Source organism: Pasteuria penetrans (assembly GCF_900538055.1).
GTDB classification, from domain to species: domain Bacteria; phylum Bacillota; class Bacilli; order Thermoactinomycetales; family Thermoactinomycetaceae; genus Pasteuria; species Pasteuria penetrans.
This window is the reverse complement of record NZ_UZAC03000001.1, coordinates 1277707-1292730: the sequence shown is the minus strand read 5'-3', so window position 1 is coordinate 1292730 and position 15024 is coordinate 1277707. Positions and strand designations below refer to the sequence as shown.

15 protein-coding genes and 2 tRNA genes are annotated in these 15024 nt (G+C 47.4%); 14 read left to right on the top strand and 3 right to left on the bottom strand.

What is annotated here, in order from left to right; genetic code table 11:
• Positions 1–7: 7 nt before the first annotated feature.
• The 5 genes from PPRES148_RS05340 (at position 8) to PPRES148_RS11180 (ending at position 4434) form a co-directional block, all read left to right on the top strand.
• Positions 8–1126, top strand: coding sequence for a stage II sporulation protein P (locus tag PPRES148_RS05340; protein WP_149453564.1), 1119 nt, complete (start codon positions 8–10; stop codon positions 1124–1126).
• 7 nt (positions 1127–1133) lie between these two features.
• The gene (locus PPRES148_RS05335; RefSeq protein WP_149453563.1) at positions 1134–1469 is read left to right on the top strand and encodes a hypothetical protein; all 336 of its coding nucleotides are present in this window, start codon (positions 1134–1136) and stop codon (positions 1467–1469) included.
• A gap of 791 nt (positions 1470–2260) precedes the next feature.
• Positions 2261–2431: a hypothetical protein gene (locus tag PPRES148_RS11190; RefSeq protein ID WP_187820651.1), complete on the top strand. Its 171-nt coding sequence runs from the start codon at positions 2261–2263 to the stop codon at positions 2429–2431.
• Between the two features lie 764 nt (positions 2432–3195).
• Positions 3196–3510, top strand: coding sequence for an EthD family reductase (locus PPRES148_RS05330; RefSeq protein WP_149453562.1), 315 nt, complete (start codon positions 3196–3198; stop codon positions 3508–3510).
• Between the two features lie 630 nt (positions 3511–4140).
• Positions 4141–4434, top strand: a complete 294-nt coding sequence (locus PPRES148_RS11180) for a hypothetical protein (protein ID WP_223127967.1) — start codon at positions 4141–4143, stop codon at positions 4432–4434.
• On the opposite strand, the gene PPRES148_RS05325 is transcribed toward PPRES148_RS11180, so the two are convergent.
• Positions 4394–4822: a hypothetical protein gene (locus PPRES148_RS05325; RefSeq protein ID WP_149453561.1), complete on the bottom strand. Its 429-nt coding sequence runs from the start codon at positions 4820–4822 to the stop codon at positions 4394–4396. The genes PPRES148_RS11180 and PPRES148_RS05325 overlap by 41 nt on opposite strands.
• A gap of 514 nt (positions 4823–5336) precedes the next feature.
• Here PPRES148_RS05325 and PPRES148_RS05320 point away from each other — a divergent pair.
• From PPRES148_RS05320 to rnhA, 3 genes are all read left to right on the top strand, one after another.
• Positions 5337–5419 (top strand) — tRNA-Leu (locus tag PPRES148_RS05320).
• Positions 5420–5466: 47 nt separating this feature from the next.
• Positions 5467–5540, top strand: a tRNA-Pro gene (locus tag PPRES148_RS05315).
• Between the two features lie 100 nt (positions 5541–5640).
• Positions 5641–6672, top strand: a complete 1032-nt coding sequence (gene rnhA / locus PPRES148_RS11175) for a ribonuclease HI (protein ID WP_223127966.1) — start codon at positions 5641–5643, stop codon at positions 6670–6672.
• Positions 6673–7335: 663 nt separating this feature from the next.
• Here the strand turns inward: rnhA and PPRES148_RS05305 are convergent.
• Complete coding sequence (locus tag PPRES148_RS05305) at positions 7336–7674, bottom strand: hypothetical protein (RefSeq protein ID WP_149453560.1); 339 nt, start codon at positions 7672–7674, stop codon at positions 7336–7338.
• A gap of 374 nt (positions 7675–8048) precedes the next feature.
• Between PPRES148_RS05305 and PPRES148_RS05300 the strand changes: the two genes are divergently transcribed.
• The 6 genes from PPRES148_RS05300 (at position 8049) to PPRES148_RS05275 (ending at position 14158) form a co-directional block, all read left to right on the top strand.
• Positions 8049–9038, top strand: a complete 990-nt coding sequence (locus PPRES148_RS05300) for an amidase domain-containing protein (RefSeq protein ID WP_149453559.1) — start codon at positions 8049–8051, stop codon at positions 9036–9038.
• A 19-nt stretch (positions 9039–9057) separates the two neighbouring features.
• Positions 9058–9909 carry an MTAP family purine nucleoside phosphorylase gene (locus PPRES148_RS05295; RefSeq protein ID WP_246142907.1) on the top strand — a complete coding sequence of 284 codons (852 nt, stop codon included), beginning with the start codon at positions 9058–9060 and terminating at the stop codon, positions 9907–9909.
• Positions 9910–10002: 93 nt separating this feature from the next.
• On the top strand, positions 10003–10920 hold the full coding sequence (glsA, locus tag PPRES148_RS05290; protein ID WP_149453558.1) for a glutaminase A: 918 nt from the start codon (positions 10003–10005) through the stop codon (positions 10918–10920).
• 63 nt (positions 10921–10983) lie between these two features.
• On the top strand, positions 10984–11256 hold the full coding sequence (locus tag PPRES148_RS05285) for an Fpa/YlaN family protein (protein WP_246142954.1): 273 nt from the start codon (positions 10984–10986) through the stop codon (positions 11254–11256).
• 136 nt (positions 11257–11392) lie between these two features.
• Positions 11393–11752 carry a YugN family protein gene (locus PPRES148_RS05280; RefSeq protein WP_149453556.1) on the top strand — a complete coding sequence of 120 codons (360 nt, stop codon included), beginning with the start codon at positions 11393–11395 and terminating at the stop codon, positions 11750–11752.
• A 1101-nt stretch (positions 11753–12853) separates the two neighbouring features.
• The gene (locus PPRES148_RS05275) at positions 12854–14158 is read left to right on the top strand and encodes an MFS transporter (protein WP_149453555.1); all 1305 of its coding nucleotides are present in this window, start codon (positions 12854–12856) and stop codon (positions 14156–14158) included.
• Positions 14159–14756: 598 nt separating this feature from the next.
• Here the strand turns inward: PPRES148_RS05275 and PPRES148_RS12300 are convergent.
• Positions 14757–14900: a hypothetical protein gene (locus PPRES148_RS12300; RefSeq protein WP_223127965.1), complete on the bottom strand. Its 144-nt coding sequence runs from the start codon at positions 14898–14900 to the stop codon at positions 14757–14759.
• Positions 14901–15024: the final 124 nt, after the last annotated feature.

Sequence of the window (15024 nt, the reverse complement as noted above, 5' to 3'; positions counted from 1 at the left end):
CAGAACGTTGGCCAAGCCGGCTCATTTTTGTCAAGGATCACGGACGTGGAAATGTTTTTTTTCTAAAAAATGGGTTGCACTGATCGGGGGGCTGTGTGCCCTATTGTTGCTTGGTACCTGTTTCCCTCTTCTTATGGGAAGAAAGGATGGGTTCAAGTTTTCCTGGCTTGATAGTGTAGTCAAACGTATATCGAATGAGACCATTCTCTGGGGTATGGGTCATGCCCTAGCTCAGTGTGGGTGGGGGGATCGTTCCCTACAGGCAGCATTTTCTATGGTGGCTGGGCTGGATCTGCACGACCCGCGTACGTTTCTCGGGAAGGGATTGCCTATGTTCTCTCTATTTGACAGTGAAATTGATGTAGCTAGTGAGGATGTTGATTATGGTTCCCTTCCTATCGAAGAGTTCCCTCCTGAGGAGGTAGAAAGGGAGATTTCAAAGGAAATGGAGAGAAATCCGGGGCCCATCGTCAGCAATCCCCATCCACAGCAGGGATTGGGTAAACAGGTATTGATTTATCATACACATTTTTGGGAGTCCTATTTACCAGAGTTACAGAAAACAGATCCTCGGGGGGCTAGTCATGTACATAAAAATATAACACGGGTGGGGCAATATTTGGCGGGTCAATTGGAAAAGATAGGGGTAGGGGCGTTTACTACCTATCGTACTTATGGTGTAAGGGATGCTTACGATTCTTCACGCAGACTCGTTAAGGGGATTTTGATGCAATACGGTGATATCCCTTATTTGGTTGATATCCATCGCGATTCCCAGCGAAGGGATAAGACGACCATCGAATGCGGTAGTGATACGTATGCCCGTTTGTTGTTCATTGTGGGAGGGGATAGTAAATATTACCATCAAAATATCCGCCTGGCAGAGGGATTGCACCGGAGTATCAATCAAGTGTGTAAGGGTTTGTCGAGAGGAGTTCTTGTGAAGAGGAAAAGTATGGTTGCCAATGGGGAATACAACCAGTCCATGTCTCCGCATAGTATCCTCGTAGAAGTGGGGGGAGTGGATAACAATTTCAGGGAGGCCTATCGATCCATGGATGTATTGGCCGATGTTTTGCGGAATCATGTTCAATTTACTAAGGTAGAGTCGTATTCAGGGAGGTAGAGTTACAATGGCACGCTATTTGTCCCAGGTGATAGCCTTGCTTGTTTTACTCGGGATTGGTACCGCATGGGGAATGCAAGTGACGGAGAAAAATATACAAGCATCCAGGGGACTGGAGGGTACATCACAACTTATGAATTTGCCAATAGAGGGGGGTATTAGGAAATATCTACCTAGGCATGAAGGGGATCGTTTACGGGAACCCATTGAGGAATTTTCTAGGGCAGGGGATCCTCCCCCAGTGGAAATGGGTTTAGGAAATCAAATTGGCCAGTGGTTGCAATCCTCTACGGGGTTTGTTTTGGATGGAATCGTAGGGGTGATTCAGTGGGCTATTGGATAGAGGTTTATGGATTCCGATGGGGATGGGGGGCCAAATGTACCGTGTTCTTCCCCTCGACTTCTGTGATGAATTGAGTCGTGGGCGTACCTAACTTTGCGGCTAAAATCGTTCCCATGATCCCTTTTCGGACTGGAGAGTGGAATCGTGACTTCATAAAGTACCGGGTCTTGGATTCCGAAGTACCGGGTCTTGGATTCCGAAAATATCTGGTTGTTTCCAGGTTTGCCTCTGGGTTCGTATGTAGATTTTCTAGGGGGGTTTCCGGGGGTACCTCTCGGCATCCCCAAGGTGCAATTTTTGAATATGTTTTACATAATATTATAATTATCCGGGTACACAGGGCGTGTACATAAGGCCTAAAGAGAACCCCCATTCATCCCTATTTTTTATGTTGGAAAGCCATTGTCCCAGCTGGCTGAACCACGTCCAAGCCTCTGAAATTCCCCTGTTTTCATCGTACAGGACTAGATACCCAACGGTTTGGACAGCCTGTTGGGTTTGATATTCCCAATTTTTGTAACTAGGGTAAATGCTCTGGGGGATCGTTCCTCATTTTTTTCCTGCGAATAGGGGACGATAGAGAGGTGCAAGTATCGTGGAGCATGAGTTTACATCCTCCCGTTGTACTATTTCGTATATTTTTTTTGTTTTTATGGATATGGAATAGTATAATGGGAGGATGGGTGAAAGAGGATAGGAGTTTGTTACCATGTTCAGAACTTTACATTTCAAGCGGGATGCTGCCATGAACAGAAGACTTTTGGCGTGGAGTTCCTGCAGGAATCAGGCGAGTGGGTGACCACGAAGCAACGAGTATAGAAAAATGGATCGGTTGCTTGCTCGGGGGGTGTCCCCTGGCTGCTGTAGAATCGAAGATCATAGACCATTGGTTTGGTAGTTATGGAAAAAGGAACAGAAAATTAGGCCATCAGTTTTTCTTCTGCTATAATGAGGGTGACTGACGAGGGGGACACTCCAAGAGGGATTTTCTCCCCTAATCTCCCGTACCCGAAAATTATTACTATGTAATTTTATGCGGGGGAGGTCCAAGATTCGCTTATATCAACCGCGCCAGCCATGGGACTGGAGGAAGAAACGCTTTTACACGTAAATTCATATTGTATGTATAAGGAAACGAGCAATATGAGTAAAAATAGCATTATGTGCAATATATTATATAAACATTATGTAAATAAAAATGTATTCCCCTGTTGTTAGACACCCTCTGTTCTGTTTTTCCTGTGGGGTAAGGGGGGGTTATACAATAAGGACGGAGGAATTTTCCACTATTCCTTACCAGTTTTTTCATCAACAGGATGTAAGGGTCATGGATTGATGCGTAATAATTCTGAATAAAATGTTTATTTATGAAATGTCGTGCTGATCTATTTCTTGGGGAGGCATTGAATGAGGGAGCAGGTACTATCAAATTAACCTTACTATATCTGTTGAACTCATGATGTGTTGAATTCATTTGAGGTCAAGGGGGAGAATCAAATTCTAGAAACGGGTGTTCAGGGTGGGAATTGTCGGATGGGTTCCTCCCACGGTAGCACCATCCATAGGAGGGGAACACGGGGGTATGCAAAGTTTTCGGGGATCTAACGTTCCTGAATAGGATGGGATATGATAGGATGGGTAAGGTTTCCTATGGTTTGCTCACTTATATTCCACTCTTGACAGTAGGTAGAAGAACTGTTAAAAGGGTTGGGTGGGGGGATATCTTATGGAGAAAATGGTCAAACTGATGGTCCTGCATCATTCACCTGACGACCTAGAGGAATTCGATCAGCATTATTTTGGGACCTTTTTGCCCTCTGTGCATAATGTACCTGGGGTAGTAGGCGGCGAGGTTATGAAATTCAGGGCCATGCCGAAAGGGGATCCCCCTCCTTACCATTCACAATTGATGATACTGTTTCCCGATGAGGGGACTCTTCAGAAGTCCCTTCTCTCTGCGGAGTGGGCAACTGTCATAGAGAATCTGGAAACAAGGGTTCCCGCTGTGTTCACCCTATTTTTAGGTGAACTAGTTTGGTAGTGATTTTTTGCCCCCCCTCTGTTCCTTGTGCGAATCGACAGAGGGATAGACACCTCTTGGGATGGATGGGAACGGGTTGTCGTTTTACACATTTTTTCAGGTATATAACGGGGGCAGGGGGGCACAGGTAATTTTTGTGGAATCATTCCATAGAAATAATTGGGTGGGGAAGACGGAGGATTAAGAAAGAGATAATGGTCTAAAAAAACCACCATGGGATTTTTCCGCCATGACGGTTTCCCAAGCGGTAGTTCCTATGTATGGAAAGCAGCTCTTTCCATTGGTTTGTACAATGGATGAAACGCGAGGGTGTGGGTGATTGTTGCCTATTTTTAGATCGTGGTCGTCTAGGGTTCCGAGTTTCCTTGGCAATTCATACCCTTCCAGAGCTGAGATATTTCCTGATCCCTCTTTAGAGTTAAAGAGAACCCCTTGGTACCATGGTGTGCTGTTGTTCCCTGGGGCGGGATTGTACTATACGTTGTGTAGCGCGGGGTTCTTTTTTTCTTGGCTTTATATCATAGAGGCCTTTGCAGATGAATCGATGGGTCCCGGTTGGATCTATGATTTCCCCTTCCACACATCCCGGAAGTCCTCCTGTGATCAAGTGGGGAATGGGAGTCGTGTAGGGTGAACGTAGGCGCCAGAACAATGTCGATGTTGGTCGGCAGTGGATGGCGAATCTTCCTCTCGGATAAACCCTGCATTGGGCTGAACCCGTTATCTCCTATGCGGAATGCAAAGGACAAGGAACTTCCCGTTGGGTTTTTCATTCCGTTGTGTTTGTTGTGGTATGGGGGACAGGTGCGTAGATTCATGTTGGATTCATGGACCAGGAATGTCATTGCATCGGTTATGAGGGCTTTCTGTAATAGGGAAAAAATCATGGAGATTGACAATTTTTTTCCTTTTGATCTATGGTAGCCAGTAAGAGTTCCACAGCTTGTCGGAGTCGGTAAGCTTCGTTAGGGTCCACACGATGTACCAGCAGTTGGCGATAGAAGGTGTCAGCTGGGGGTATTTTACCAAATTTTTTGAAAATTTCTTCTAATATGGTGCGATGTTGTTGAGCCAAGTTGGCATAAGCTCCGTCCAGCAGGGAAAATGTCCAGGCAGCAAAGGTTTGCGCGAGAGCCTGGGCGATGTCGGGTGGTGGTGCGGGGGAATTGTGATTTTCGGCAGATTGAGTAGGTGGTGGTGTGACGGGGGTATGGACGTGGAAGGGGGAAACTGGCGAGAGGATAGTGGTAAACAACAGGATGAGTAGACTGAGACACTGCCGAATCATATCTCCGCGGGACAGGTTAGTCATCTTTTTTCACCTCCGGCGCCATTCTATCATAAATTTACATTCAATTCAAACAAATACTTTATGTACATATTACTCCGTATTCTGCATACAATGGGTACAATGCCCTATTTTGTATATGCATTACCTTTTGTATTTTTTAATTTATAAAATAAATCAATGTAAAGGGCCGACACGTTTTGGGGATGTTGGGAACCCAGCAAATCTGGTGTAGGAATTACAGGGGAATTTGCGATTGTTGTGTTGTTGTCCGTCACCACACATGGGGATTGCTTTGTTATGAGTGGAAATGGATGGGTATGATTATGGGATTCATTTTTTTAGTTCTTTTTTAGTCCCTAACTCCAGGTTCATATATCGTTACCCCACTGTATAGTTGTAGGGGTGGAGGGATCGTGGATGGGGCCCGGGGTAGGATCCAGAAGGAATTTCAGGAAGTGGGGGTTGGGATAAAAATACGTTTAGGGTGGTTGACAGTCATCGCTCCTTACTGTTATAATAGATGCTATCGGAGTGAGCCGGAGTGGCGGAATCGGCAGACGCGCACGACTCAAAATCGTGTTCCCTTGTGGAGTGTGGGTTCGACTCCCACCTTCGGCATCGGGTTTTGCATGGTCGGTGGGGGATGCGGAGGGAAGGTTCATCAGCGGGATGTGGCTCAGCTTGGTAGAGCACCTGGTTTGGGACCAGGGGGTCGCAGGTTCAAATCCTGTCATCCCGATTGTTGTGACAAGGAGAGGGGCACCCTTCGTGGTGTCTTTTTTGTGTTCTTCCACGATTCAATCAAGGGAATAGTTGGAATATCTAGGGAGTTAGAGATTGTGGATCTTAAGAGTTTGCATACGAAATATCACAACTGTACATGTTGTCGTCTCTCTACCCATCGTCAGCGTGTGGTTCTGGGGGAAGGTAATTCATCTGCAAAGCTTATGTTGATAGGAGAAGGGCCAGGGGCGGGGGAGGATCGTCAGGGTCGTCCCTTTGTGGGACGGGCGGGACAATTGTTGAATGAGATGTTGACCACCGCAGGTATTTCGCGTTCCGATATTTACATTACCAACGTGATCAAGTGTCGCCCGCCCGATAACCGTACACCCTTTCCCGATGAGGTATCGGCTTGCTTACCCATCCTTTGGCAACAGTTTTCCATCATTCAACCGCGACTTGTTGTTTTGTTGGGGGCGGTGGCGACGCAGGTATTTTTCAAAACGAAAATTCGTATTAGTGCGGTTCGCGGACATGGGTTTGAGCTCAAGGGAATATATTTTTTACCGACCTATCACCCCGCTTACCTGTTGCGTAGCCCAGCGCGTTTGAAGGAAGCCGAACAAGATTGGGGGAGTGTTGCAGGGACTTTGCGCAGCTTATGGAAGGAAGGATCAGGGAAAAGGGGGCAGGAAACGATAGGAAAAGCGGAGGTTGTAGATATTTATACGGATGGCGCCTGTTCTGGTAATCCTGGTCCCGGTGGTTGGGCCGCTGTTCTTTTGCTGGCTACAGGCCCGGAGGAGTTATCAGGAGGAGAACGCCATACGACAAACAATCGGATGGAAATGATGGCCGTGATTGAGGCTCTACGCAAATTGCCGCCCAGCGTTGGGGTGCATGTCCATTCTGATAGTGCTTACTTGGTCAACTGTTTTAAACAGCGCTGGTACGTTCGTTGGCGGGAAAATGGTTGGCGGACCTCCACGGGCAAGGCGGTAGAAAACAAGGATTTGTGGGTTCAGTTACTGGATTTATTTCATTCCAGATCTCATATCGATTTTATTAAGGTTAAAGGACATAGCAGTGTGAAGTGGAACAATCGTTGTGATTTTTTGGCCAGAGGGGCTTTGCTCCGTTTCCGTTAGGATGTACTCTTCCCCTCCTCCAGTGGGGGATCATTGCAGGGTAGTAAATTTCCTTGCGGCGGAATCTGCGTGGGGGCATAAGACCTGATCTGCCGGGAAAACCGTATGACGGACGGATGATGCCGGAGCATTCTGCCGGGGAAACTTGTCGGATCCGGACCCCCTTGCTGAAGATACAGTATTTGCGTTGTGCGTGGGGACGGAATTGTCCGGCTTTTGGTACCAGACAAACAACCTATCGGGGGGTTTGTACGTGAAGGAAGCGGGGTTGTTCCAAAGTAGATCCAGGTACAGAGGTACGCAATTCTGAAGGGAATGGAGCCCGGCGTCATGGAAAGAGTAGGGTTTTCACCAGCCAAGGTTGTTCGTTCACTGGCTCGCTACTAGGAAGAATGGACTTGAGTAATGGGGAATCCATACAATGGAGGCTTTTACGTACACATGGTTCTAGGAGAGACCCAGTCGTGAGGTTGGGTCTATTCACTTGTTGTAGTAGTGGGGGATTTCTGTAATGGGATGGAGTCAGAGGACAAGAGTAGTCTAGCTTTTTAGTAACAGGCAATAAGCCCACGGGGGTTCGCATGGGAAGAAAGCGGAGTCATTAGTACAGAATCACACGGTTTGAGGTGGAGTAAAGGTCCCAGCAGTACGTCAGGGGTAGGCTCATCCCGGGATCGTTCGTTCACTGGACTTGCCGAGATCTTGGATAGGACACCCCAGTTGCGGGGTTGGATCCACTAGTTCATAGTGGGTTCCCTTGGCAATGGGATGGGGAAGTGGCAATAAAGACCGACCGGATCCTAATTTGGGAACCTTACCCCCATAGAAGATTTCCTGCGAGTATAGTCCGAGTAAGCTGCTGGTGCATGATGTGCCACATCTGGCTCGTAAACGACGCCGTAAATACGGATGGGGGGTATATTTCGTGAGCTTCTTTGATGAAACCCCATATCCCCTTGTCCTGGAGATACTCAGGCGTTTCGGGGCGGATAGGGTCTTCATCCCATATCCTGATCTACGGCTACGGTCCCTGTGCGGGGTATGGGGATGATGTTACGGCTGGAAAGAGGGGCCCAAAAGGTCCAAAATCCCCCCTCGGGGGAGATTACGACAGGGAGGGGTTGTCCTGGGTGTGGACTTTGTATTGCAAGGACAGCAGACGAAAGGGTGAATACGACGTAACCTTGTTGGACCGCTTTTAGGTGCACATTCGAGTCTTGTGGAATGGTTTGGAACGTTGGGTTTTCCTGACAGGATGGGGTCCACGGCCCCCGTGGTGTATTTCATTGCGCTGTGTGTGGTTTTCTGTTTCTGACCGGAATTCTAGTTCCCTGTGGTTGTGAGATACCGGACCCGCCCTGGGGGTGGAAGTCGGGATGGTTGCAGGTTTTATTGGGTGGCATATTATAGAACATTGGCTTGTAAGAATTCAACAAACCTGGTTGATAGGTATACCGTTGGTGAATGCCTTGCCCGCTCTCCCAACTGCCCAAAGGTCCTTGTGGCGGGAGGAGATGCGAATTTATAGAATGCATAGGCTATGGCGTAAGCGCGGTATTCAAATTCTTAAGCGGAGTTTGCGAATACATAATGTGGGTGGGCGGCAATTTCCATCGCATTCGGAATTCTTGATTCTTTTCACCGTACAATCTCTCTATGAGGTCTTAGGTGATTGCTGGGAAGAAGAGAGAGAAGGATGCCAGGGATTTATATTTCGGAGATCGATCCATGGGGTGGTACTGGGGGATTTTCGTACGAATGATCCGCTGTCCACCTTCCAAGGAGGGATGTGGTTCAAGTCTTTTTCCTTTTCTACTCCGCCCGAGATGGAGATGGGTGCAGAGGGAATTACCTATAGTCCATCCCGGGCCGTGGCTTATGCAGAAGTTCATTGGAACCAACCGAATATCGATTTTTGGGTGCCGGGGGATAATCAATGTACCAATTTTGTTTCCCAGTGTTTGCATGCAGGGGGATTGAAAATGGAATATTGCAATTTTTCCCCTCGGTGTGGTTGGTGGTATGCTAGTCAGGGGGGAGATCCCCGATGGAGTTTGACATGGACGGTAGCCCATTCCCTCTACCGGTATCTTTGTACTCTTCATGTACGGAGGCCGGAGGGTGGTCTGCGGGTGGATCCGGTGGAGGATGTACGGGCATTGGCACCGGGGGATATTGTTTGCTATGATTGGAAGGGTGCGGGTATTTGGGGCCATAATACGATTGTGACAGCGATAGATCCATTAGGGGAGCCCCTTGTTCACGCCCAAACAGTGGCGAGTCGTTATAGGGATTGGCGGTATCTCGATTCCCCTTCCTGGACCCCTAAGACGAGATACGCATTTTTAAAGTTTTCGAAAAATTGATGAATGAGGTGCAGGACGGTTGTCAGGCGATGTTCCAGTGGTTTCTTGCGCGATTATTGGTGGTTCTAGTACATTTTCCATGGATTTTCCGTCCGATCTTTCCCATTCAGAGATTGAAATGTTGGAAACGGGGTTGGTTGTGGATACACCTTACGGCGCGAGTCCGGATTTGGACGTTTGGTCCTTTCGGGATCGTAAGGTGTTATCGTGCCGTATGCATGGTTGGCGACCGGGGGTTGTCAGTCGTTCTACGGCCTCCCAACAGTTATTTTGGGTTTTTAAAGAGGCTGGTGTACGGCAGATTCTGGCGGAGGGGGGCGTGGGATGCATCCATCAATCCCTCTCACTGCGGGATTTTGTGATTGTCGATGACTACATTGATCATTCACAGCGGTCCGATGTATCTCTCGATCTCCCCTATCTCCTGGTTATGCGTGATCCCTTTTGTCCGTCCTTGCGTGCATGTCTATTCGAGGCAGCTGCTGGAAATTTGTCGGGTAGTAGGCGTCGTGTTCATAAGCACGGTGTTTACCTTACTACGGATGGCCGTCATTTTGAAAGCCGGGCAGAGGTACGAGCTTATCGGCAATGGGGTGCAGATGTCATTGGGCAGAGTGTAGTCCCGGAGGTGTACCTGGCGCGCGAGATTGGTGCCTGTTATGCGGGGATTTACATGATCGTGAATGCGGCAGAGGGTGTAGGGGGCGATTGGGATCACGGGGATTTGACATCTCTATTCTATGGGGAGGCGACAACCATGGGGAAGATCTTGTTGGATGCCTTGTCGTCGCTCCCTGAGCCGTCGGTATCTGAATGTCGTTGTCGTTGGTTGCGTAAGCCTACATTGTTAGACCAGCAATCCTCACCCTAGGGGTATCCTCGGGGGGAGGGATGGAGCCTTTGTTTGTTTTCGAGTTCTGTAGATTCAATAGATTCATATGTAGTAAGCTTGGGAGGAAACGTTTTGATCCAGGCATCGTTCCTACAACAGTTGGTGGACCGACACCGCGTTCGATGTAGTCAGGGGGAGATTGTAACCTATATTCCATTGCTGAAAGAGCAGGATCCGGGTGCCCTGGGGATTGCTGTACTTACAGCCGATGGGTGTTGTTGGGAGGCGGGTGCGTCCAGAACACCTTTCACCCTACAGAGTATTTCCAAGGTGGCCTCCCTCATTCTCGCTTTGTCTGATAGGGGTGAAGACGAGGTTTTTTCTAAGGTGGGGATGGAGCCTACAGGGGATCCTTTCAATTCCATTTATAAAATGGAGGTTTTTTCCTCCCGCAAGCCGCTCAATCCAATGATCAATGCCGGTGCAATGGTTGTGTGTAGCCTGATCAAAGGAAATACGGTGTCGGAGTGTTTGGAGAGATTCCTATCGTTGGTTCGTTCTATGGCCGGTAATGATAAAATAGATTCTATAGAAGCCGTGTACCAGTCGGAGCAGGCCCACGCTCATCGAAATCGGGCGCTGGCTCACCTGTTGAAGGAGTTGAATCTCATTGATGATGTGGATGCGACGTTGGAGTTGTATCTGCGTCAATGTTCTGTTCAGGTAGATTGTGTAGATCTTGCCAATATGGGATTTTGTTTGGCGCAGTATGGGTCCGATAGGCACGGAAATCTCCTATTTTCGGAATCCCTAGCTCGTTTGGTGAAAACCTTTATGGTAACATGTGGTATGTACAATGCCTCAGGGGAATTTGCTATTAAGGTTGGTATTCCTGCTAAGAGCGGTGTTTCGGGCGGGATTTTGGCCTCTGTGCCCAGCCGGATGGGTGTTGGTGTATTTGGCCCCTCCTTGGATGAAAAGGGTAATAGTGTGGGTGGATGTGCTGTTCTTCGGGAGCTCTCCTGCGAGTGGGGTCTGAGTATTTTCTAAATGTGGGTTGTGTACACAAAGGGATCGAATGGGGTGCGGAAGGGGGGTGGGTTTGTGACGACAATGGTGGATAAGGAGACAAAGGCCTTGCGGGTTTTACGGGAGGATGCTGAGAAGATCAATCGTTTGATTGAGGTGCAAATGAAACATCTCACCTTACCTAAGTGCCCACTTTACGAGGAGGTTTTAGATACCCAGATGTTTGGTTTCTCCCGCCAGATTCATTTTGCTATCCGTGTGGGTCTGATTACGCGGGAACAGGGGCAGCGTTTATTGGGGGATTTGGAGCGACGTCTGGCAGATCTGTGTACGAGTCTTCCCCCTGATAGGATCTGAGACGGGGGTCATCATTCTCCCCCTTGGCCCTTTGTTGAATTCAATGCGGTGGTGGATTGTAAGGGGTAACTTTCTCGCGGATCGTTTTGTGTGTTTTTCCCCTTAGGGGCGGGTTTGGACAGGAGGGGGATGGCGGATGATCTTTCTGAATACGGCGGTTGAGGGCGTACAAAGGAGTTTTTCTGATCTAGAGAGGGCTATGTTCAGCATTGGTTTTGTGAGGGAGAGTTGGGATTATCATCAGGTTGTGTACGACCATGAGTTTGTGGACGATAGGGTGCGTTACTATCTTCGTTTGCATGGTGATGTGATTGGGAAACGCAGGCTTGAGAACCCCCGTGCGGAGTTAGTCCTACGGGCTCCCGTACTGGCTCGACACTATTTTCCTCATGGTCTTGATACAGAGGCTGTTGTTCCTGCTGGTCTGAGGGAAGTTATCTCGGTCAAGATGCAGGAGATGGAAAGGGCCGTGGCGGGGGTTGATCGGACAGGGTAGGGGGATTTTCCTTCATGTGGCCCCCATTGGGATGTTGGGTGGGATGGGTGTCAATTGATAGAGAGGGCACTGGAACGGGAAGGGTCACTCTGGGGTCGTGCTGGGTTTTATATATTTAATTTTTATTTTCATGAAACATCTTTATTAGGAATCGGTTTGTGGTTTTTACATAAAATACAATGTGTCAATAGGTTCTGTAATGAACCAATTTCTGGGGGTCCCGGACGGGACTTGATGGAGTCCCGTGGATTGTTGTTTGGTTTTGGTGATTTTGGGGTGTTCCCTAAGAACATATTTGTGTTGCATTTTTGGGGTAACGGTGTAGGTGAGGGGTTCGTATGAGGCTTTCATTGGATTGTTTCCTTCGCGGGTCAATATTCATTTTTCTATAGTTTTTGTAAATTATTCAAAACTATTATAGAAAGATCGTGGGTTGGGTAGGTTGGGAATGTGTTTGTATATCTCCTGTTTTTGGATTTGTATCAGGAGAAGAGATATCGCCAGTGCGAGAATTTTTCCCTGATAGGGTAAGGGATGAACTGAACTATGAATGACGGATTGCATTCAAAACGGGTGGTCAAGTTTTTTGTGCTATCGTCCCCATGATCCGAGTGGATTGCAATTGATATAATCTACTAAATTTTACTTTATTAAATTTTAAATTTTGGTATACATTCTATGTTAATTAGCTATCGTTCCTTGTTATAACCAACGGTATTTTGTTTTTCACCGGAATTGCTATAGTACCCACTTGGCTTGGGAGAAGGGGTTCTGAAGGGCATCCCATCTGGGTTTTCTGGATTTTATCTCAAAAGTATTTTGGGTGTACATATCATGGTTATCCAGTTGGTTATTTGGTATTCTAGGGCCCGCGATTTTTACATTATGGTTGGGGCCTGTTTTGCGAATCCAGGAGTGCGTAGCTTTTTGTGGTGCGGGAGAATAGGTTCGTGCCCATGAAGGTCCTCTGATTAGGATGGAAACTGCTTTAGTATTTGGAGAGTGATTATTTTCCATAAAAATTATATGGAAAATAGATGGGGTTCAGACCTGCAAGGCCTTATGGTATGGGTTCTGCCAGGAAGTAGGATGTGGTGAGTCATGAATTGGGTAGAGGGGAATGAAGTTATGGTTCCTTCCGTCAATGCCCACAGTGGGTGGCGCCGCACAATGTACATTTTGATGGTGACGTCTTGTATTGTCCATGTGTCCATCACGATGGTTCCTGTGTTTCTCCCTCAATACCTACAGGCGATGGGTGTCGAGGGTCCGGAAAATTTGACCATGTGGATGGGGATTATTGAGGGGTCAACGTATCTCACCATGTTTTTAGTTTTGCCGATTTGGGGTAGGCTTTCTGATCGTCTAGGGTATAGGTGGATGGTGGTCCGTTCCGTATTGGGTACCACTGTAGTGATTTTCTTGATGTCTTTAGCGGATTCCCCATGGGAATTGTTATTGTTGCGCTTGGCCGAGGGGGTCGTTGCTGGTTTTCTCCCTACTGCAGTGACGATGGTGGGTGCATCCGCGCCCACGCGGCGTTTGCAATATTCAGTGAGCATGTTGCAGGTTGGGACCTCGATTGGTATTGTGACGGGACCCCTATTCGGGGGGTGGCTCACCAGTATTTTACGGGATAAGGGGAATGTGTTTTCACCCTATCAGAATACCTTTCTGATCGTTGCGGGTATGTTGGCCTTGATGACCTTTGTCATCGTTTTTGCTCTTGATGATGTGGAGAAGGAAAGGCGAGCGGGTCCGCGGGGGAATCTTTTTTGGCAGTGTATACAGTGGTTTCGCCATCGTTTATTACGGAAGTTACTGGTGATTTCCTTTTTGGTGCCGATCGCTGTGGGCAGTTATCTAACGCTCTTATCCTATCTTCTGCAGTTGTTGTTATCCCCCGGGGATGACCGGATCTATTGGGCGAGCATTCTATTTTCTGTTACAGCAATTGCTACTGCTGTTGCTTCCCCATGGATGGGGAAATGGGGCGATCGGTGGGGCTCCTATAGGGTGTTTTTCGTTTGTTCGTTCGGTGCAGCGCTTTTTTTGATGGGTTTTGCTTTTGCCGCTAATCAATGGATGATTATTGCCTTGAGTTTTCCTTTAGGGGTGTGTATGGCCGGTATTTCACCTTCAATCGCCGCACTGTTGGCCGTAGCCGCCCCTAGAGGGGAGATAGGGAGTGTTTATGGTTTTCAATTTTCCCTTGATTCGTTGGGTCGATGTGTGGGACCGTTACTCCTTGGGTCCGTGGTGGTTAGGGTTGTTGGCGGGATGGATGGGTTGCGTAGTGTTTTTATTGTGGCCGGAATTTTTTCCTTGTGTACCTGTTTGATGGTTCTTCCTAACTTGTTCTCCGATGGGAATATAGGAAGCGGGCATAGGGATCGGAGTGGTTGATGATAGCATGGCGTTTTGGGTTTCTATAGTTCAGGGGAGGGATTAATCTTCCATATCTTTTATGCTATTTCATATTATTTTTTTGTTTTATCTGTGGATACCATGTGGTCCAACGTTTGTTTCACGGACGTAGGGCCAGAAGTACCCAAGAGGAGTTCTATCCACATACAGAATATGTTGCAAACAGCTTGCGGGCATAATTATATTTTTACTATTTAATAATTTTAATTTTATATAAATTAAATTGATAAACAAAATAAAGTTATGAATATATGATAGGATTGTATACGAAATTCTGCCTATGATTTTCATAAAATTTGGGGCAACACATTTCGGAAGGAAGGGGAGGGCGGGTTGGACCATCGGACGAACTGCAACCCAAATAACCAAGAAAATCAACACATTGCGGTTCAGGTTCCTGATACAGCAGGATATGGATCTATCCGATTAAAACATGGTTTCATATCCATGATTTCCATCAAAAATTTGGGTGAAATCGGAGTAGACCTGATCCTTGTGACCTCATTAGTCTGTGGCTTCTTCATAGGCATTGAGGTGATTTCGACTCTCATATAGTGTCCTTTCGCTCATAAGTGGTCTACTCTTTTTTACCACCCAATGCTTCCCTCAAAGGACCCTCATAGGGGAGCTGATTGATCAGTATACGATCGCTATATTTCAGAAACTTCTCAATCGTGTCCATAATCAATGGGATGAGTACATGTTTGTATGGACTACCCATGGTATTGTGTCGTATCTTCCCATTTCAGTGGGGAACAAGCCAAGGAGGGTGTAAACCAATTTCGCATTGGAATGGTTATCAAGACCCACCGTGGATAACAGACGATTTTGAAAAGTTTTCTTTA

Bases quoted from the DNA above. Each gene is read 5' to 3' on its own strand.
- PPRES148_RS05335 (WP_149453563.1), top strand. From the start codon at position 1,134: ATGGCACGCTATTTGTCCCAGGTGATAGCCTTGCTTGTTTTACTCGGG.
- PPRES148_RS05330 (WP_149453562.1), top strand. From the start codon at position 3,196: ATGGAGAAAATGGTCAAACTGATGGTCCTGCATCATTCACCTGACGAC.
- PPRES148_RS05325 (WP_149453561.1), bottom strand. From the start codon at position 4,822: ATGACTAACCTGTCCCGCGGAGATATGATTCGGCAGTGTCTCAGTCTA.
- PPRES148_RS05305 (WP_149453560.1), bottom strand. From the start codon at position 7,674: ATGAAGACCCTATCCGCCCCGAAACGCCTGAGTATCTCCAGGACAAGG.
- PPRES148_RS05300 (WP_149453559.1), top strand. From the start codon at position 8,049: ATGGTTGCAGGTTTTATTGGGTGGCATATTATAGAACATTGGCTTGTA.
- PPRES148_RS05285 (WP_246142954.1), top strand. From the start codon at position 10,984: ATGGTGGATAAGGAGACAAAGGCCTTGCGGGTTTTACGGGAGGATGCT.
- PPRES148_RS05280 (WP_149453556.1), top strand. From the start codon at position 11,393: ATGATCTTTCTGAATACGGCGGTTGAGGGCGTACAAAGGAGTTTTTCT.
- PPRES148_RS05275 (WP_149453555.1), top strand. From the start codon at position 12,854: ATGAATTGGGTAGAGGGGAATGAAGTTATGGTTCCTTCCGTCAATGCC.
- PPRES148_RS12300 (WP_223127965.1), bottom strand. From the start codon at position 14,900: ATGGGTAGTCCATACAAACATGTACTCATCCCATTGATTATGGACACG.